Below are 20,206 nucleotides of genomic sequence, written 5' to 3' on the forward strand. Positions count from 1 at the left end.
GCCCACCGAGCGGCCCGCCGCACCAGAGTTGCCGGTGGGGCGGGCCGCGGCGGCCGTGGGCTACGCCTCGCCGGGAGCGCGCAGCTCACCTGTCCGGGCCACGCGGGAGTACCGGTGAGCGCTCGATTCGGGTGTGCGCTCCAGGGTGTCGTAGTCGACGTGGATGGCGCCGAACCGTTTGGCGTAGCCGTAGGACCACTCGAAGTTGTCGAGCAGGGACCAGAGGAAGTAGCCGCGCACGTCCGCCCCGTCCGTGATCGCCCGGTGCACCGCGTCGAGGTGGGCGTGGACGTGGGCGGCGCGCTCCGGGTCGTGGACCGTGCCGTCGGGGCCGATCTCGTCCTCGTACGCCGCCCCGTTCTCGCTGACCACGAGGGGCAGCCCGGGATACCGGGCGGCGGTCCGGGTCAGCAGGTCGTACAGGGCGCCGGCGTCGACCGGCCAGTCCATCGCCGTAGTTCGCCCGGCGCCCGGTGGAAGGCCACGCCCTGCGCTCCCGGCCAGGGCGAGTGCTCGCTGTTGCCGTGCCCGTCGTCCTGCGGCACCGCTCCGCCCTCCGCCGCGTGTGAGACGACCGTCGGCGTGTAGTAGTTCACGGCGAGCAGGTCCAGGGGCTGGTGCGCCGTGGCGGTGTCGCCGTCCCGGACGAAGGACCAGTCGGTCAGGTGCGCGGTGTCAGCGAGGAGGTCCTCGGGGTAGGCGCCTTCCAGCATCGGTCCGAGCCAGATCCGGTTGCCGACGGCGTCGATGCGCCGGGCCGTCTCCCGGTCGTCGGCCGAGGGGGTCAGGGGCCGCACCTCGTGGAGGTTGAGGGAGACGGCGACCTGGCCGTCCCCGGGCAGCACCGCCCGCAGGGCCTGGACGGCGAGGCCGTGGCCGAGGTTGAGGTGATGGGCGGCGCGCAGGGCGGCGACCGGGTTCGTACGGCCGGGGGCGTGGACGCCGGAGGCGTAGCCGAGGAACGCGCTGCACCAGGGCTCGTTGAGGGTGATCCAGTGCTTCACCCGGTCTCCGAGGGCGTCGTCCTTGCAGCGAGGTGCGCCCTGACGGCGCACCGACTGATGGAACCGCTCCCACTGGTTGGGGCCAGACCGTAGCGCCAAGTACCGCCAAGCAAAAGAGGAGTTGAGTAAATTCCTCGCAGATTGCTTTCGACTCTTCACACGGCTTGACGCCGTCGCGGCGCGTCTGCACAGTGGGAGCGCTCCCACTGGTTCAGAGCTTGTGCGCAGCCCGCTCCTCCCATCCCGTCTCCCCGAGCCGCGAGGAGAACCATCCGCATGTCGTCACATCCCCCACCCGGATTCCACGGACGACGCAAACTGCTGACCGCGTCCGCCACGGCCGTGGCCCTCTCCCTCCCCCTGGGCCTCACGGCCGTCGGCGCCACCACCGCCGCGGCAGCAGCGGTGCAGTGCAGCGTCGACTACAAGATCAACAACGACTGGGGTTCGGGCTTCACCACCGAACTCACCCTCACCAACCGGTCCGCGACCGCACTCGACGGCTGGACCCTCACCTACGACTACTCCGGAAACCAGCAGCTGACCAACGGCTGGAACGGCACCTGGACCCAGTCCGGGAAGAGCGTCCGCGTCGCGGCCCCGGACTGGAGCAAGACCGTCGCCGCCGGCGCGGCCGTCACCGCCGGCGCCCAGTTCAGCTACAGCGGGACCAACGCCGCCCCCACCTCCTTCGCCGTCAACGGCACCCCGTGCACCGGAGCCCATCAGCCCCCGGTCGCCGTCCTGACCAGCCCCACCGCGGGTGCCGTCTACACGGCGGGAACTCCCGTCCCGCTGGCCGCCACCGCCGCCGCGGCCGACGGCGCCACCGTGGGCAAGGTCGAGTTCTACAGCGACACCACGCTCCTGGGCACGGACACCACGGCGCCCTTCACCCTGGATGCCACCGGCCTCGCAGCCGGTTCCCACTCCCTCTACGCCAAGGCCTACGACAGCCTCGGGGCCTCCGCCGAGTCCGCCCCCGTCGGCATATCCGTCGCCGCGGGCCCCGCGCTCGTCGCCACCCCCGCGCAGCTCTCCGTACGCCGCGGGGAGACGGGCACCTTCGACCTGAAGCTCTCCAAGCAGCCGGCCGCGAACGTCACGGTGGCCGTGGCCCGCACCTCGGGCAACACGGACCTCTCGGCGGCACCCGCCACGCTCACGTTCACCCCGGCGAACTGGAACACCGCCCAGAAGGTGACGGTCACCGCAGGAACCACCGGCAGCGGATCCGCCGTCTTCACCGTGACCGCCCCCGGCCACGCGAAGGCCGACGTGACGGTCGCCGAGCTGGCCGCCGACTCCACGTACGACGCCCGCTTCCTCGACCTCTACGGGAAGATCACCAACCCGGCCAACGGCTACTTCTCGCCCGAGGGAGTCCCGTACCACTCCGTCGAGACGCTGATCGTGGAGGCCCCGGACCAGGGGCACGAGACGACCTCGGAGGCGTACAGCTATCTGATCTGGCTGCAGGCGATGTACGGGAAGATCACCGGGGACTGGACCAAGTTCAACGGTGCGTGGGAGACCATGGAGAAGTTCATGATCCCCACCCACGCCGACCAGCCGACGACCGGCTCCTACAACGCCTCCAAGCCGGCCACCTACGCACCCGAGCAGGACCTCCCCTCGCAGTACCCGGCCAAGCTCGACGGGGGAGTCGCCGCCGGCGCGGACCCGATCGCCGGTGAGCTGAAGAGCGCGTACGGCACGGACGACATCTACGGCATGCACTGGCTCCAGGACGTCAACAACGTCTACGGCTACGGCAACGAGCCCGGAAAGTGCTCCGCCGGACCGACCGCGACCGGGCCCTCGTACATCAACACCTTCCAGCGCGGACCCGAGGAATCGGTCTGGGAGACCGTTCCGCACCCCACCTGCGACAACTTCACCTACGGCGGCAAGAACGGCTACCTCGACCTCTTCACCGGGGACGCCTCCTACGCCAAGCAGTGGAAGTTCACCGATGCACCGGACGCCGACGCGCGCGCCATCCAGGCCGCCTACTGGGCCGATGTCTGGGCGAAGGAACAAGGCAAGGGAACGCAGGTCACCGCGACCGTCTCCAAGGCGGCCAAGATGGGCGACTACCTGCGGTACTCCATGTTCGACAAGTACTTCAAGAAGGCCGGGAACTGCGTCGGCCCGACCGTCTGCCCCGCCGGCACCGGCAAGGACAGCGCGCACTACCTGATGTCCTGGTACTACGCCTGGGGCGGCGCCACCGACACCGCAGCCGGCTGGTCCTGGCGGATCGGCTCCAGCCACGCACACAGCGGATACCAGAACCCCCTCGCCGCCTACGCGCTCAGCGAGTACGCCCCGTTGAAGCCCAAGTCACCGACCGGCGCCACGGACTGGGCGACCAGCCTCGACCGGCAGCTGGAGTTCTACCGCTGGCTCCAGTCCGACGAGGGCGCCATCGCGGGCGGCGCGACCAACAGCTGGCAGGGGCGCTACGCACAGCCCCCGGCCGGGACCCCCACCTTCCACGGCCTGTTCTACGACGAGAAGCCGGTCTACCAGGACCCGCCGTCAAACCAGTGGTTCGGCTTCCAGGCCTGGTCCATGGAGCGGGTCGCCGAGCTCTACGAGCAGACGGGCGACGCGGGCGCCAAGGCCGTGCTCGACAAGTGGGTCGGCTGGGCCCTGTCGAAGACCACGATCAACCCCGACGGAACCTACCGGATCCCCTCCACCCTCAAGTGGTCCGGCGCCCCCGACACCTGGAACGCGTCGGCTCCCGGCGCCAACGCGGGCCTGCACGTCACCGTCGCCGACTACACCGACGACGTGGGTGTGGCCGCCGCGTACGCCAAGACCCTGACCTACTACGCCGCCAAGTCCGGGAACGCCGAGGCCAAGCGGGTGGCCAAGGCCCTGCTCGACGGCATGTGGGCCCACCACCAGGACCCGCTGGGCCTCTCCGTCCAGGAGACCCGGACCGACTACAAGCGCTTCAACGATCCGGTGTACGTGCCCAGCACGTGGACCGGAAAGATGCCGAACGGCGACTCGGTGAATTCCTCGTCCACCTTCGCCTCGATCCGCGGCTTCTACAAGAACGACCCGGCCTGGCCGAAGGTCGAGGCCTACCTCGCGGGCGGCGCCGCGCCCGTCTTCACCTACCACCGGTTCTGGGCCCAGGCGGACATCGCCCTGGCCATGGGCTCGTACGCGCAGCTGCTCGAATAACAGAGCGCCCCGCCCGGAGACGGCTCCGCGTACGACGAGGCCGGGCAGGCCCTCAGGGCCTGCCCGGCCTCTACGCGTCCACCCGTCACACGCTCTCCCGGAAGCCCGGGCCGCGTCGATGTCCGTGACGGGGGGACGCGCCGGGCTTCGAGCGGGTCACAGGCCCAGGGCGAGCCGGTGGTACGCCTGGTTCCAGCGGAGATCGCGCCGGAACTGCTTCGGTGTGGTGGTCTCGTCGATGAGCGCGAGTTCCACGCGGAGCATCTCGGCCAGGTCGTCGAGGTGGTCGGAGGTGAGGGCGGTGCTGAGGACGGTGTGGTGCGGTCCTCCGGCCGTCAGCCAGGATTCGGTGGAGGTCCGCAGGTCGGGGCGGGGCCGCCAGACCGCGCGGGCGACGGGCAGGGCGGGCAGCGGGTGAGGGGGTGCCACCACGTCGATGTCATTGGCGATCAGGCGGAAGCGGTCGCCGAGGTCGGCGAGCCCGACCACCACGGCCGGGCCGGGGGCCGCGTCGAACACCAGGCGCACCGGGTCCTCCCGCCCGCCGATGCCGAGGGGGTGGATCTCAACGCTGGGCCTGGCGGTCGCGATGGTGGGGCAGACTTCCAGCATGTGCGCGCCGAGGATGAGCTCGTTGCCGGGAGTCATGTCATAGGTGTAGTCCTCCATGAAGGAGGTGCCGCCCGGGAGACCGGTGGCGGCCACCTTGAGGGCGCGCAGCAGGGTGGAGGTCTTCCAGTCGCCCTCTCCGCCGAAGCCGTAGCCCTGGGCCATGAGCCGCTGGACCGCGAGGCCGGGCAGCTGGCGCAGTCCGCCCAGGTCCTCGAAGTTGGTGGTGAAGGCCCCGAAGCCGCCCGTTTCGAGGAAGGTGCGCAGGCCGGCTTCGATGCGGGCCGCGTAACGCAGCGAGTCGTGCCGTTCGCCGCCCGGTCGCAGTTCCGGCGCCAGGTGGTACAGGTCCGCGTACTCCTCGACGAGGGAGGCCACCTCGCTCTCGTCCGCGCTGTCGACGACCTCCACCAGGTCGTTGACGCCGTAGGTGTTGACGGAGACGCCGAAGCGCAGCTGGGCCTCGACCTTGTCGCCCTCGGTGACGGCCACGTCGCGCATGTTGTCGCCGAAGCGGGCGACCTTGAGGGTGGCCAGTTCGGACCGCGCGGCGGCCGCCCGCGCCCAGATCGCGACGCGTGCGGTCGTGACCGGATCGCTGACGTGGCCGGCCACGGTCTTGCGCGGGACGCCGAGACGGGCCTGGATGTGCCCGAACTCGCGGTCCCCGTGGGCGGCTTGGTTGAGGTTCATGAAGTCCATGTCGATGGTGTCCCAGGGCAGGGCCACGTTCGACTGGGTGTGCAGGTGCAGCAACGGCTTGCGCAGCGCGTCCAGTCCGGCGATCCACATCTTGGCCGGCGAGAAGGTGTGCATCCAGGCGATGAGCCCGATGCACCGGTCGTCGGCGTTCGCGTCGAGGCATGTCCGGCGGATGGCGTCGGCGTCGGTCAGTACCGGCTTCCACACGACACGTGCGGGAATGCCGGAGGCTTCGGCCAGGGTGGTGGCGATCTGCTGCGACTGTTCGGCGACCTGCTTCAGGGTCTCCTCCCCGTACAGGCCTTGGCTGCCCGTGAGGAACCAGATTTCCTGGGCGGGAGATGTAGGGCTGGGCACATGGACTCCTGAAGGTGACGTCCCGCTACGAGGGTGAGGGCGGCGGGCGGGTGGGGAAGTGGTTGCGGACAGCGGGGCGGGGTCAGCCCCCGGTGTGGGTCGTGTCGCGGATGCTCCTCAGCCGGTGCAGCAGGCCGCCGACGGCGAAGTGGTCGTGCAGGAGCCGGTATTCGGCGAAGAGGGCGTCGTAGGCGTCGGCCCGGGAGGCGTCGGGCGTGTAGAAGGCGGGCAGTCGGCGGCCCATGGCGGCGGTGGCCGTGCGCACGTCCGCGTGCGCGCCGGCGGCCACGGCGGCGTGGATGGCCGACCCGAGGGCGGGGCCCTGGTCGGACGCGGCGAGCGAGACGGGGCGGCGCAGCACGTCGGAGTAGATCTGCATCAGCAGTTCGTTCTTGGCCAGTCCGCCGGCGACGATGAACTCGTACACCGGTACGCCGCCGGTCTCCAGGGCCTCGACGATGACGCGGGTGCCGAACGCGGTGGCTTCGAGCAGCGCGCGGTAGACGTCCTCGGGGCGGGTCGCGAGGGTGAGGCCCACGATGACTCCGGAGAGGTGGTGGTCGACGAGGACCGAACGGTTGCCGTTCAGCCAGTCGAGGGCGACCAGTCCGTGTCCGCCGACCGGCTGGCCTGCGGCCTTGCGGGTCAGCAGGGTGTGCAGGTCCTCGCCGCGGTCGGCGGCCTCGGTGAGGTAGTCCGAGGGGACGCCTTGGTCCAGTACCCAGGCGAAGATGTCGCCGACCGCGCTCTGGCCGGCCTCGTAGCCGTAGGTCCCCTCGACGATCCCGCCGGCGACGACACCGCAGATGCCGGGGACGTCGGCGAGGACGGGGGCGTTCACGACGTGGCAGGTGGAGGTGCCCATGATGGCGAGCAGCTGGCCGTCCTCGACGGCCTGGGCCGCCGCCGCGGTCACATGGGCGTCGACGTTGCCCGCGGCCACGGCTATGCCGGGACGCAGCCCCGTCCACGCTGCCGCCTCGGTACTGAGCGAGCCCACTCGTGAGCCCAGCGCGGAGAGGGGGAATTCGAGGCGGGTGCGCGCGAAGTCGGCGAACCGGGGGTTCAGCTCGGCGAGGTACTCCTCGCTCGGGTAGGCGCCGTCCTGGTGGATGCCCTTGTACCCGGCCGTGCAGGCGTTGCGGGACTCGGTTCCGGTGAGCTGCCACACGATCCAGTCGGCGGCCTCGATCCACCGCGCGCAGGTGTCGTAGACGAGCGGATCCTCCTCCAGGACCTGGAGGGCCTTCGCGAACTGCCACTCGGCGGAGATCTTGCCGCCGTAGCGGGCGATCCACTTCTCCCCGCGGGCGTGGGCGAGTTCGTTGATGCGGTCGGCATGCGACTGGGCGGAGTGGTGCTTCCACAGCTTGGGCCACGCGTGCGGCCGTCCGGCGAGCTCCGTCTCGGCGAGGGGGGTCCCGTCGGCCAGCGTGGGCAGGACGGTGCAGGCGGTGAAGTCGGTGGCGATGCCGATCACCGCGGCGGGATCGATCCCGGCCGCCGCCACGGCCTGCGGGACGGCGTGAAGCAGTACGTCCCGCCAGTCCTGGGGGTGTTGCAGGGCCCAGTCCGGAGGCAGCGGAGCACCGCCGTGCGGCAGATAGCGGTCGATGACGCCGTGCCGGTAGACGTGGACCGCCGCGGCCAGCTCCTGACCGTCGCGAACCCGCACCACCACGGCGCGGCCCGACAGCGTGCCGAAGTCGACGCCGACCGTGTACTGCTCCGATTCCTCGGAATACGGGGTGGGCGCGAGGGGACGGGGTGAGGTCAACGGAGTGCCTTTCGAAGGAGCCGTGGGCGGCAGGCGGCGGGCGGCCCGGCGGGCGGCTTTGCCGCCCGCGAGAGTGGCGGTCGGCCGGGTGGTCCAATGCAATGCATTGTGAGCGCTAACAATGTCGATAGGCAAGGGGTCTGCACGGATCAGGTTTGAGCTCCACCGGCGCCGTGGCCTCCGTATACGGCGGCCCGGGTCGATCTGCCGTCGATGTGAGGCGGGTTGCGCCTTCGATCCGGGTGGTGGGGCCGATGGCCTCGGGAACGGATTGAGGCCCGCCTCGTCGCCGCGTCCGAGGCGGTAACGGGGAGGTAACGTGCGCAAGGGGGTTGAGAACCTGGCTTGTTAGCGCTCACAATGCCACGGTGCCCCCCTCTCAAGGGGGTCCCTCTCCTGCCTACCCGGACGCCGGTCGTCACGGCCGTCGTGCACCGCGGCACTGCTGGGACTCCTGGCGGGCAAAGCCCGGCCCCGGCCGTGCGGCGCCTCTTCCCGTACACCCTGAAAGGACCCCGACATGGCTCGCAGAGCAGTTCTCGTCCTCACCGCCGCCCTTCTCTCCTCCTCGTTGACCGCCTGCTCGACCAGCAGCCCCGCCTCCAGCTCCCCCTCGGAGGCCAAGGCGGGAGCCGGCAAGACGATCACGCTCGGCTTCGCCCAAGTCGGCGCCGAGAGCGGTTGGCGCACCGCCAACACCAAGTCCGTCCAGGAGGCGGCGAAGAAGGCCGGGATCACCCTCAAGTTCTCCGACGCGCAGCAGAAGCAGGAGAACCAGATCAAGGCGATCCGCAACTTCATCCAGCAGAAGGTCGACGTCATCGCCTTCTCGCCGGTCGTGGAGTCCGGCTGGGACACGGTGCTGAAGGAGGCCAAGGACGCGGGCATCCCGGTCATCCTCACCGACCGCGCCGTGGACACCAAGGACACCTCCCTCTACAAGACCTTCCTGGGCTCGGACTTCGTCAAGGAGGGCAAGTCCGCGGGCGAGTGGCTGACCGCCGCTTATGCGAACGAGCAGGGCCCGGTCAACATCGTCGAGCTCCAGGGCACCACGGGCTCCGCACCCGCCAACGACCGCAAGGCCGGCTTCGCCGACGCCATTCACGCCGACGGCAAGTTCAAGATCGTCGCCTCGCAGACGGGCGACTTCACCCGCGCCAAGGGCAAGGAGGTCATGCAGGCGTTCCTGAAGTCCCAGAAGGACATCGACGTCCTCTACGCCCACAACGACGACATGGCCCTCGGTGCCATCCAGGCCATCGAGGAGTCCGGCAAGAAGCCCGGTACGGACATCAAGGTGATCTCGGTGGACGGGATCAAGGACGCCTTCGTCGCGATGACCGAGGGCAAGATCAACGTCGTGGTGGAGTGCAACCCGATGCTCGGTGACCAGCTGATGGAGCTGACCAAGAAGGTCGCGGCGGGTGAGAGCGTGCCGCCTCGCATCGAGACCCAGGAGGGTGTCTTCCCGCAGGACAAGGCCGCGGCCGCGCTGCCGTCCCGGAGCTACTGACGCAGCAGGGTTCCGGTGCGGGAGGAGGCCCGGTTTCGGCGCCTCCTCCACAGTCGGCAGCCCGCTCCACCACCCCACCCATGAGAGGAGGGCGGATGGCATCCCCGTCCACCACCCCGCGGCCCACGGACGCGGGCGGCCCGCGTCCGGTCCTGGAAGCCCAGGGCATCCGCAAGCAGTTCCCGGGCGTGCTCGCCCTCGACGGAGTCGGCCTGCGGCTCTTCCCCGGTGAGGTGCACGCCCTGATGGGCGAGAACGGCGCCGGGAAGTCCACCTTGATCAAGGTGCTCACCGGTGTCCACCCCGCCGACGGCGGCACCCTCGTGGTCGACGGCCGGCCCCACGCGTTCGCGGACCCCCTCCAGGCGCAGCAGGCCGGAATCAGCACCGTCTACCAGGAGGTGAACCTCTGCCCGAACATCTCGGTCGCCGAGAACATCCTCATCGGGCGCGAACCGCGCAGGTTCGGTCTCATCCACTGGTCCGCGATGCGTCAGCGGGCGGCCGAGCTGCTGACGGAACTGGACCTCGACCTGGACGTCACCAGTCTGCTCGATGCGCATTCCCTGGCGGTACAGCAACTGGTCGCCATCGTCAGGGCGGTGGACGTCTCGGCGAAGGTGCTCGTGCTGGACGAACCCACCTCCAGCCTGGACCGCGAGGAGGTCGCCCAGCTCTTCACCCTGGTGCGGCGCCTGCGGGACCGCGGTGTGGCCATCCTGTTCGTCACGCACTTCCTCGACCAGGTATTCGACCTCTGCGACCGCGTCACCATCCTGCGCAACGGCCAACTGGAAGGCGAGTACCCCATCGGGGAACTCACGCCGGTGACGCTGGTACAGCGCATGATCGGCGGAGAACTGGCCACCCTCGACCAGCTGTCCGGCCGTGCCCACGAGGAAGCGGCCGTACGGGCGGCCGGCGAGCCGTTCCTCCGGGCACGGCAGCTGACCCGCACGGGCTCGATCGAACCGTACGACCTCGACATCCACGCCGGCGAGGTCATCGGACTGGCGGGCCTGCTGGGTTCGGGCCGCACCGAGGTGGCGCGCCTCCTGTTCGGCGCGGACAGCGCGGACGCCGGAGATGTGAGCATCGAGGGCGAGAAGGTGGTCCTGCGCACCCCCCGCCACGCCATCGCCCGGGGCATCGCGTTCTGCTCCGAGAACCGCAAGTCCGAGGGGCTGGTGGGCGAGCTCACGGTCCGCGAGAACATCATCCTCGCCCTGCAGGCCGCCCGCGGCTGGACCAGGCCGCTGGCTCGTGCGAAACAGGACGAACTGGCGCGGCACTGGATCGAAGCCCTGGACATCCGCCCCGGCGACCCCGAAGCGCAGGTGCGCCACCTCAGCGGAGGCAACCAGCAGAAGGTCCTGCTCGCGCGTTGGCTGCTGACCGACCCCCGGCTCCTGATCCTCGACGAACCCACCCGGGGCATCGACATCGGGGCCAAGGCGGAGATCCAGAAACTCGTGGCCCGCCTGGCGGGCGAAGGCACCTCCGTGCTGTTCATCTCGGCGGAACTCGAAGAGGTCCTGCGCCTGAGCCACCGCATCGCCGTGCTCCGCGACCACCGCATGGTGGCCACCCTCGCGAACGACGACACCGTCACGCCCGAACGCCTCCTCACGACCATCGCCACCGGAACGGACTCATGACCACCCAGCCCGCCAAGTCCGAGGCGGCCGGCGGAATCGGGAGACGACTGGCCGGCCACCGCCTGCTGTGGCCCGCGCTCATCCTGCTCGCCCTGCTCCTCGGCAACCTCGCGTTCCACCACGACTTCTTCTCCGTCCGCATACGCGACGGACACCTCTACGGCAGCCTCATCGACATCCTGCAGTTCGGTGCGCCCCTCATCCTGGTGGCGCTCGGCATGACCCTGGTCATCGCCACCCGCGGCATCGACCTCTCGGTGGGCTCCACCGTCGCCATCGCCGGCGCCCTCGCCTGCGGGCACATCTCCACCGCCGCACACCCCGGCAGCGTCGCCACCACGCTCACGGCCGTCGGCCTAGCCCTCGGCGTCGCCCTCGTACTGGGCCTGGCCAACGGCTTCCTGGTGTCCGGGCTGGGGGTGCAGCCCATCGTGGCCACCTTGATCCTCATGGTCGCGGGACGCGGTGTCGCCCAGCTGATCACCGACGGCCAGATCATCACGGTGACCAGCGCCCCCTACAAGATGATCGGAGGCGGCTACTGGCTCACCTTCCCCTTCGCCGTACTCCTGGCGGCCGCCCTCGTCGCGCTCACCGCCTTCGTCACCCGTCGCAGCGCACTCGGCATGCTGATCGAGTCCGTCGGCGGCAACCCCGCCGCCAGCCGCCTGGTCGGCATCCGGGCCGGCGGTCTGCTCGCCCTGGTCTACGTCTTCAGCGCGCTGTGCGCCGCCGTCGCCGGGCTGATGATCAGCTCCAACGTCTCCAGCGCCGACGGCAACAACGCCGGCCTGTGGATCGAACTCGACGCGATCCTCGCCGTGGTCGTCGGTGGTACCGCCCTGACCGGAGGGCGCTTCTCCCTCGGCGGCACCGTCCTGGGCGCCCTGATCATCCAGACCCTGTCCACCACCGTCTACACCCTCGGCGTCCCGCCCGAGACCACCCTCGTCTTCAAGGCATTCGTCGTCATCGTCGTCTGCCTCGTGCAGTCCCCGGTCTTCCGGGCCAAGGTACTGCGCCGCCGCAGGACGACCACTCCCCGATCCCACACCGCAGCGGGCGCCGCCCCGCAGCAGCAGGAGGCAGGCGCATGAGCACCGGCATCGCGAGCGCCGCCGCGCACCTCACCCGCCCCTTCGCGACCGTGTCGCCGCGCACCCGCACCCGTATCCCACTGATCGTCACGGCCGTCCTGCTGGTCGTCATGTTCAGCGTCGGATCGGTGCGCTACGAGGGCTTCCTCTCCACGCAAGTCGTACTGAACCTGCTGATCGACAACGGATTCCTCCTGGTCGTCGCGGTCGGGGCGACCTTCGTCATCCTCACCGGCGGCATCGATCTGTCCGTCGGCTCCATGGTGGCCCTGTCGACCATGATCACCGCCTGGCTGGTCGAGTCGCACGGCTGGCCCCTGGCCGCCGTCATCCCCCTCGTCCTGCTGGTCGGCGCCGCGAGCGGGACCCTCATGGGCTGGATCATCCACACCTTCGAGATCCAGCCGTTCATCGTCACCCTGGCCGGCATGTTCCTCGCCCGCGGGCTCTGCTACACGATCAGCACCGAATCCATCACGATCAGCGACCCCACCACGGCCGCGATCGCGCAGACCCGGCTGTACGGCCCGGGGGGCCTGTTCGTCTCGATCCCGGTCGTCATCGCCCTGGCCGTGCTGGTGATCGCCTTCGTCGTACTGCACCACACGCGCTTCGGCCGCAACGTGTACGCGCTGGGCGGCAACGAGTCCTCCGCACGCCTGATGGGTCTTCCGGCGGGCTCCACCAAGATCGCCGTATACGCCGTCAGCGGCCTGTGCTCCGCACTCGGCGGCCTGCTGCTGACCTTCTACATGCTCTCCGGCTACGCACTCCACGCCATGGGCATGGAACTCGACGCGATCGCAGCCACCGTGATCGGCGGCACGCTGCTGACCGGCGGTTCCGGCTTCGTCCTGGGCACCGCCCTCGGCGTGCTCGTCCTCGGCATGATCCAGACGGTCGTCAACTTCCAGGGCACGCTCAGCTCCTGGTGGACCCGGATCGTCATCGGCGCCCTGCTGCTCGTGTTCATCGTGCTGCAACGTCTGATGAGCGGCCGCCGCCCCGCCACCGACTGACTCCGGCCCGGCTCCGCAGCCCATCTGCCCGTGCCACCGCGTTCGCGCGCCGCGATCACAGAGCTTCCCGGCGCGCCCCCCCGGTGGACCGACTTCCAGGGAATACCGCCATGGAACACGCATACGAAACTGTCGATCAGGCCGCCGAGCGCGGGCAGACTGCCGCCGGTCCGCGGGCGGTCCGCCCCCTGCGCCTGGACGATGAAGGGCCGGGGGAGAGGTGGCGGTTCGGCTTCCCCGGCCGGGCCTGCGCGGAGGTCCACACGCGCGGCGCCCGCCTCCATTCCCTGATCCTGCCGGACCGCTGGGGCCACACCGCCGACGTGGTGCTCGCCGCCGGCGACCCCGGCGCCTTCGAGGGCTCCGCACGCTACTTCGGCGCGACGGTGGGCCGTTACGCCAACCGGATCGCCGGCGGCCGGCTCGTCGTCGACGGCGTCACCCACCGGCTCGCCACCCAGGAGACCGGGCACACGCTGCACGGCGGTCCCGACGGGTTCGACCAGCGCGTGTGGCGGTGCGAACCCTTCCACTCCGCACACCGCACCGGTGTCCGTCTGTTCTTGCACAGTCCCGACGGCGACCAGGGATTCCCCGGCGCCCTCAACGTCCGCGTCACCTACACGCTGGACCGGGACGACAACCTGACCCTGTCGTACCAGGCGGTCGCCGACGCGCCGACGATCGTGAACCTCACCAACCACGCCTACTGGAACCTCGAAGGGGAGGGGCGCGGCAACGTCCTGGCCCACCATCTCCAGGTCGCGGCCCCGCTCTACACCCCCGTCGACAGCGAGTTGATCCCCGACGGCCCCCACCGCTCGGTCAGCGGTACCCCGTTCGACCTTCGTCGGCCCCGGCGGCTCTCCGACGTACTGACCTATACGGATGCGCAACTGGCCCTCGCGGGTGGCGGCTTCGACCACAACTGGGTCCTCGACGGCGACCGGCGGGCCCGTCCCCGCCAGGCCGCCGTGTTGTACGCCCCCGCGTCCGGCCGCCGCATGGACGTGCTCACCACGGAACCGGGCATCCAGGTCTACACCGCCCAAGGCCTGACGGGTGACATCACGGGCAAGGGAGGCAGGCCCTACCAGGCCTACGCGGGGGTCGCGCTGGAAACCCAGCACTTCCCTGACTCCCCGAACCGCCCCGACTACCCGACGGTCCTGCTGCGCCCGGGCGAGCTGTACCGGTCCACCACGATCCACAGTTTCACCACGGTCACCGCCTGAGAGGGGCGGCGTCGGCCGTCGCCGCTGTCCGGTGCCGCAGGGGGCACCGGACAGCGGCTTTCGTGCCTGTGGCGTCAATCCCCGTACGAGGTGTCCCAAGGGCCCGGCTTCCCGTACGAGGCGCCCCCGGGGCCCGGCTCTCCCTGGGAGGGGTCAACGGCCGGGCGCCTGGGGGGCATCGGGGGGTCATTCGCCGGGGGGAGTGACCCTGCGGGCCGTGCTGGCGCGCACGATGAGCTCGGGCGCCACCACCAGGTGCGTCGACTCGTCGGTCCGGCCCTCGATGTGGTCCAGGAGCAGCCCGATGCTGGCGCGGCCGATCGAGGCGAAGTCCTGACGGATCGTCGTCAGCGGGGGCGGGAAGAACTCGGCCTCGGGGATGTCGTCGAATCCGGCGACCGCCACGTCCTCCGGCGTGCGCAGGCCGGCCTCCCGCAAGGCCCGTAGGACACCGAGGGCCATCTGGTCGTTGGCGACGAACACCGCGGTGAGGGCCGCTCCCCGCCCTTGTGACGACCGGAATCGACCCGCGAGCTGCTGGCCGGCCTGGTATCCCGACAGCGGACTCCAGTCGCCGCGCAGCAGGGGCGGCACCTCGGCGCCGGCATCGCGGAGCGCGTCCTCCCATCCCTGGGTGCGGGCCTCGCTCTCCAGCCAGTCGGGAGGGCCCGCGACATGCCACACGGTGGCGTGGCCCGAGGCGAGGAGATGTTCCGTGATCATGCGAGCCCCGAGGCTCTGGTCCAGCGACACCCCCGGCAGGTCGAGGGTGTGGCCGCCTTCCACGGTGACCACCGGGCACGGTGCTTCCAGTGCCGCCAGGGCCCGCACCGCGGCGCGTTGGGGAGTGACGGCCACGATCCCCTCCACGCCCCACCCGGCGAGGTGCTGCATGGCTTCGGCGAGGGCCGTCTGCGTGGCGGTCCGAAGCGTGACGGCGGACGTCAGATAGCCGCGGTCCCGAGCCGCCTCCTGGACTCCCGCCACGGTGCTGGCGGGCCCGTGCAGTGTGGTGTTCACCGCGATGACGCCCAGCGTGTGGGTCCGGCGAGTGGCCAGGGCCCGGGCTGCCGAGTTGCGGCGGTACCCGAGCTGCTCGATGACCTGTGTCACGGCGGCCCGGGTCTTGGCGCTGACGTTCGGGTGGTCGCTGAGCACCCGCGAAACGGTCTGGTGGGACACGCCGGCGACACGTGCGACGTCCGTCATGGTGGGCGCTCGCGAGACGTCTGGGAGCTGGGTCAACTCTCTTCCTTTCCTCATCGAGCGGCCTTCCCTCAAGGTACCGAACCAGCCGCGGCCCGCACATATCCCGGACCGGCCGGGAGTCCGTCGATCAGGATCGATGTGGGCGTTCACATTATGCAGCGTTGTTCGCATGGTGTGGGCATGAATCTTCTCCTACCTCTTGAGATTACTGCTTGTTAGCGTTAACAATTCGATCGGGGTAGCCAAGTGGGTGGGGTAGCTGCGGCAGCGCAGCCGCGATGCCCGGTGCGGCCCCCGATCAGTCCAGCCCGCTCATGCGCGACTGCGGGGCCGGCGGGACGCCGGTCCGGAGAAACCGCCGCGCATGTCAGACAGACGGTGAGAGCGTAGTGAGCGAGACCATTCTCAAGGACCTCCGTCGCGAGGTCCTCGCGGCCAACCTGCGCATCCCGGAGGCCGGTCTGGCCACCCTCACCTGGGGAAACGTCAGTGGAGTGGATCGAGACGCCGGCGTCTTCGTCATCAAGCCGTCCGGAGTCTCCTACGCCGACCTCACCGAGGACGACCTGGTGGTGGTGGCGCTGGAGGACGGGCGGGTCGTCGACGGACACCTCAGGCCGTCCACCGACACCGAAACCCATCGGTGCCTCTACCGGGCCTTCCCCTCCATCGGCGGCGTCACCCACACGCACTCGACGCACGCCGTCGCCTTCGCCCAGGCCCGCCGCCCGATCCCCGTGCTCGGTACGACACACGCCGACACCTTCAACGGGCCCGTCCCCGTGACGGCGGACCTCACCGCCGAGCAGTGCGCGCAGGACTACGAGTACAACACCGGGCAGGTGATCGTTGCCCGGCTCGACGGAGACCCCCGCCGGGCCGACGAGGTCCCCGGCGCGCTCGTCTCACGGCACGGCCCCTTCACCTGGGGCGCCACCGCGAAGGCTGCGCTGGAGAACGCCATCGTCTGCGAGGCCGTGGCGGAGATGGCGCTGCACACGCTGGCGCTGGGCTCCCGCCTCGGAGACACCTCCGAACCGCCGAGGCATCTGCTGGAGCGGCACTTCACCCGCAAGCACGGACCGGACGCCTACTACGGCAACGCCCTTCAGGCCCCGAGCGCCTGAGGCTCTGCGCTTGGTCGCGGCGCGGCGAGTGGCGCCGCATGCCTTGGGCGCTTCGCAGGCCCCGGGCGTGCGAGGCCCTGCGCTTCGCCACGGTGCGGCGAGCGGCCCCGCGCACCTCGGGTGCCCCGCAGACCTCGGGCGTCTGAGGCCTGCGCTTCGTCACGGCGCGGCGAGCGGCCCCGCGAACCCCGGGCGCCCCGCACACCCCGGGCGCCCCGCACACCTCGGGCGTCTGAGGCCGCGCGCCTCGTCAGGACGCGGTGAGCGGCCCGGCATGCCTTGGGCGCCTCGCATGCCTCGGGCGCCTGAAACTCCGCGCCTCGTCACGACGCGGCGAGCGCCCCCCAGGCTTCCGGCGCCCAGCACACCCCGGGCGCCCCGCCCGACCCCAGTGCCCCGCACGCCCCGGGCGTCTGAGGTCGCGCACCGCCTCGCAGCGCGGCGACGCGCGGCAGGTTTCCGGAGAATCTGCGGCGGGGGAGGGGGCGTCGGCGGCCGCGAGGTGCTGTCGCCGGCGGCGCGCGACCTCGCCCCGCCGGGCTGACGCCTCACGGGTCGCCGAATGCCACGGTTCCGGCCGGGTCCGACCACCTGCCACTCCGGTCGTCGGCCCGCCCTCCTGCCCTCGTGGCCAGCCGCGGCGGCGCGGGCCGGATCGTCTGAGTCGGCCCTGTGACGGGGCTCGACCTTGCCGGTCGCTGGACGAGTGGCAGTCACTGAGTGGCGGTCGCCGACCGGCGGTCGCTGAGTGGCTGGAGCCGCGTGGCTTGCGCCGACGCCCCACAGCGGCTGGCGCGACCGGCTCGCGTCCGTCACCGCCGGGACCGGTACCTTTCCGGACGGACACCGCGTCCGCGCGGAGCGTGACGGGGCCGGCTGTCCGTCGATGCCCGCTCCCGCGCAACCGGCCGATGCGCTGGCCGCCGGTGAGTGAGGGTCGGGCGGTGGGGGTTGGGGCGTGTGAGCCCCCTCGGCGGGGCCGGCGCCGCCCCTGATCGTCGATTTCGGGCCACCGGTTCACAAGCGCCGAAGCCGTGGTGGCGGTCGGCCTGTTCGCGGACGCGGTTCGCTCAACCACCGGTTCGTACCGTTGCCTTGACGGGTCCGTGAGGCGCCTGGCTTGATTGGGAGCGCTCCCACTCTGCCCCTCATCCACCGAGGAAGGCTTCACCGTGCCTCCTGTCACCTCCGCCCGCGGCGTGCCACGTCGCGCGGCCGCCGTGCTCGCCGGCTTCGCGCTGGCGGTCGGCGGTCTGTCCGCGACCGCCCTGACCGTTCCGGTCGCGGCTGCCGCCACCGTGGCCGCCGCTGCCGACACGCCCGTCCGGGTCAACCAGCTCGGCTACCTGCCCGACGGCCCCAAGCGGGCCACCGTGGCCAGCTCCGCGACGGCCCCGCTCGCCTGGCAACTGCGCGACGCCTCCGGTGCGGTGACCGCTTCGGGCGCCACCACGGTGCGCGGCGCCGACCAGGCGTCCGGCCAGTCCACGCACCTGGTGGACTTCGGCGCGTACACCGGCACCGGCACCGGCTTCACCCTGGTCGTCGGCGGCCAGAGCAGCCACCCCTTCGACATATCCGCCTCGCTCTACGACGGACTGCGCGCCGACAGCATGTCGTTCTTCTACCAGCAGCGCAGTGGCATCGCGATCGATGCCGCCCTGGCGGGAGGCAGCGCGTACGCCCGCCCCGCCGGGCACCTCGGCGTCGCCCCGAACAAGGGCGACACCGGCGTCCCCTGCCAGTCCGGGGTGTGCGACTACCAACTGGACGTGCGGGGCGGCTGGTACGACGCGGGCGACCAGGGCAAGTACGTGGTCAACGGCGGCATCTCCGTCTGGGAGATGGTGAACTCCTTCGAGCGGGCCCGCCGTTCGGGTGGTGAAGCGGCGCTCGGCGATGCGACGCTGCGGGTGCCGGAGCGCGGCAACGGGACGCCGGACGTGCTGGACGAGGCCCGTTGGGAGCTGGAGTTCCTGCTACGGATGCAGGTCCCGGCCGGGAAGCCGATGGCCGGGATGGCCTTCCACAAGATGCACGACGCCAAGTGGACCGCCCTGCCGACCCGGCCCGAACTCGATTCCGAACAACGCGAGTTGCACAAGCCGTCGACCGCCGCGACGCTGAACCTGGCGGCCTCGGCCGCGCAATGTGCCCGGGTGTACGCGTCGTACGACGCCGCGTTCTCCGCGCGCTGCCTGGACGCGGCCCGCCGGGCCTGGACGGCCGCCAAGGCCAACCCGAACGTGCTCGCCCTGGCGAGCGACAGCACCGGCGGCGGCGCCTACGAGGACGCCGACGTCTCCGACGAGTTCTACTGGGCGGCGGCGGAACTCCTCGCCACCACCGGCGAGTCCCAGTACCGGGACGCCGTCACCTCCTCCCCGCACCACACCAAGCCCGTCGACGCGTTCTGGTGGGGCGGTACCGCGACGCTCGGCCGCATCACCCTCGCCACCGTCCCCGGCGTGACCCTGCCCGCCGACGACGTGACCCGGCTGCGCGGCCTGCTGACCACGGCCGCCGATGGCCACCTGTCCACGATGTCCGGCCAGGGCTACGCGGTGCCGCTCCCCGCCACCGGGTACGTGTGGGGCTCCAACAGCTCCGTCACCAACAACGCGATGGTGCTGGCCGTCGCGTACGAGATCACCGGGCAACAGCGCTACCGGGCCGGAGCGTTGGAGTCCCTGGACTACCTGCTCGGCCGCAACGCGCTCGACCTCTCCTACGTCACCGGCTACGGCGACCGCACTTCCGAGAACCAGCACCACCGGTTCTGGGCGCATCAGAACGACGCCTCGCTCCCGCACCCGCCGGCCGGTTCCTTCGCGGGCGGGCCGAACGCCGGGCTGGAGGACCCGGTGGCCAAGGAGAAGCTCACGGGCTGCGCACCGGCGGCCTGCTACGTGGACGACATCGGCTCGTACTCCACCAACGAGGTGGCCATCAACTGGAACGCCTCCCTGGCCTGGCTGGCGGCCTTCGCGGCCGAGCGGCGGGGCGCCCCGGCGGCGCCCGTGGTCCAGGTGGCACCGGCGGCCGTAACGGTCCCGGAGGGCGGCTCGGCGCCGGTGGGCGTGCGGCTCTCGGCAGCGCCCGCGCAGAACGTGACGGTGACGGTGGCCCGGAACTCCGGCGACGAGGACCTGTCGGCAGCCGCGACCCTGGTGTTCACCCCGGCCAACTGGGCGACGCCGCAGCAGGTTTCGGTCGTCGCCGCGCAGGATGCTGACACGTCTTCGGGCAGCGCGACCTTCACGGTAGGTGGTCCCGGCGTGCAGTCGGCGACGTTCACGGCGACGGAGGCGGACGACGATGCGTCGGCGGCCTCCTGCACGGTGGCGTACCGGATCGACAACGCCTGGGGCAACGGCTTCACCGCGACGGTGACCCTGAGGAACACCGGAACCTCGACGATCTCCGGCTGGACCCTCGGCTGGAGCTTCGCGGGTGATCAGCGGATCAGCAACGGCTGGAACGCCACGGTGAGCCAGTCGGGCAGCACGGTCGCCGCCCGGGACTCCGGGTGGAACGGCACGCTGGAGCCCGGCGGCAGCGTGGGCTTCGGCTTCCAGGCCACGTATTCGGGTACCAACGCGATCCCGGCGCGATACACGCTCAACGGCGCACTCTGCTCCTGAACGATCACCATGCCCTGCCCGCCCGCCGCACCGGGAAGCCCTGGTGCG

At 71.0% G+C, this 20,206-nt stretch carries 11 protein-coding genes and 1 pseudogene; 8 read left to right on the plus strand and 4 right to left on the minus strand.

All coding sequences use genetic code 11. The features are described 5' to 3' along the window. Positions 1 to 60: 60 nt before the first annotated feature. Positions 61 to 1,022: pseudogene (locus OHU74_RS35080) on the minus strand (glycoside hydrolase family 1 protein); the annotation flags it as partial. 258 nt (positions 1,023 to 1,280) lie between these two features. On the opposite strand from OHU74_RS35080, the gene OHU74_RS35085 reads away from it, so the two are divergent. After that, positions 1,281 to 4,208 (plus strand): glycoside hydrolase family 48 protein, encoded by a 2,928-nt coding sequence (locus tag OHU74_RS35085; protein ID WP_371614132.1) that lies wholly within the window; start codon positions 1,281 to 1,283, stop codon positions 4,206 to 4,208. A 156-nt stretch (positions 4,209 to 4,364) separates the two neighbouring features. On the opposite strand, the gene araA is transcribed toward OHU74_RS35085, so the two are convergent. Both araA and araB read right to left on the minus strand, forming a co-directional pair. Further along, a complete protein-coding gene (gene araA, locus OHU74_RS35090) occupies positions 4,365 to 5,876 on the minus strand; it encodes an L-arabinose isomerase (protein WP_371614131.1) in 1,512 nt (503 codons plus the stop codon). Between the two features lie 82 nt (positions 5,877 to 5,958). Next, complete coding sequence (gene araB / locus OHU74_RS35095; protein WP_371614130.1) at positions 5,959 to 7,653, minus strand: ribulokinase; 1,695 nt, start codon at positions 7,651 to 7,653, stop codon at positions 5,959 to 5,961. Positions 7,654 to 8,173: 520 nt separating this feature from the next. On the opposite strand from araB, the gene OHU74_RS35100 reads away from it, so the two are divergent. From OHU74_RS35100 to OHU74_RS35120, 5 genes are all read left to right on the plus strand, one after another. Next, positions 8,174 to 9,169 (plus strand): ABC transporter substrate-binding protein, encoded by a 996-nt coding sequence (locus OHU74_RS35100; RefSeq protein ID WP_371614129.1) that lies wholly within the window; start codon positions 8,174 to 8,176, stop codon positions 9,167 to 9,169. Between the two features lie 95 nt (positions 9,170 to 9,264). Continuing rightward, on the plus strand, positions 9,265 to 10,827 hold the full coding sequence (locus OHU74_RS35105; RefSeq protein WP_371614128.1) for a sugar ABC transporter ATP-binding protein: 1,563 nt from the start codon (positions 9,265 to 9,267) through the stop codon (positions 10,825 to 10,827). Next, positions 10,824 to 11,924, plus strand: coding sequence for an ABC transporter permease (locus OHU74_RS35110; protein WP_371614127.1), 1,101 nt, complete (start codon positions 10,824 to 10,826; stop codon positions 11,922 to 11,924). The genes OHU74_RS35105 and OHU74_RS35110 overlap by 4 nt, the downstream gene beginning before the upstream one ends. Next, entirely contained in the window at positions 11,921 to 12,943 is a 1,023-nt protein-coding gene (gene yjfF / locus OHU74_RS35115; RefSeq protein ID WP_371619515.1) for a galactofuranose ABC transporter, permease protein YjfF, read from the plus strand. The genes OHU74_RS35110 and yjfF overlap by 4 nt, the downstream gene beginning before the upstream one ends. A 110-nt stretch (positions 12,944 to 13,053) precedes the next feature. Further along, positions 13,054 to 14,178, plus strand: coding sequence for an aldose epimerase family protein (locus OHU74_RS35120; protein WP_330300561.1), 1,125 nt, complete (start codon positions 13,054 to 13,056; stop codon positions 14,176 to 14,178). Positions 14,179 to 14,364: 186 nt separating this feature from the next. On the opposite strand, the gene OHU74_RS35125 is transcribed toward OHU74_RS35120, so the two are convergent. After that, on the minus strand, positions 14,365 to 15,441 hold the full coding sequence (locus OHU74_RS35125) for a LacI family DNA-binding transcriptional regulator (RefSeq protein ID WP_371614126.1): 1,077 nt from the start codon (positions 15,439 to 15,441) through the stop codon (positions 14,365 to 14,367). Positions 15,442 to 15,776: 335 nt separating this feature from the next. Here OHU74_RS35125 and araD point away from each other — a divergent pair, with 335 nt between their 5' ends. Both araD and OHU74_RS35135 read left to right on the plus strand, forming a co-directional pair. Further along, positions 15,777 to 16,514, plus strand: coding sequence for an L-ribulose-5-phosphate 4-epimerase AraD (araD, locus tag OHU74_RS35130; protein WP_371614125.1), 738 nt, complete (start codon positions 15,777 to 15,779; stop codon positions 16,512 to 16,514). Between the two features lie 1,172 nt (positions 16,515 to 17,686). Beyond that, on the plus strand, positions 17,687 to 20,158 hold the full coding sequence (locus OHU74_RS35135; RefSeq protein WP_371614124.1) for a glycoside hydrolase family 9 protein: 2,472 nt from the start codon (positions 17,687 to 17,689) through the stop codon (positions 20,156 to 20,158). The last annotated feature ends 48 nt before the right edge of the window (positions 20,159 to 20,206 follow it).

Source organism: Streptomyces sp. NBC_00454, assembly GCF_041434015.1.
Classification (GTDB): Bacteria; Actinomycetota; Actinomycetes; order Streptomycetales; family Streptomycetaceae; genus Streptomyces.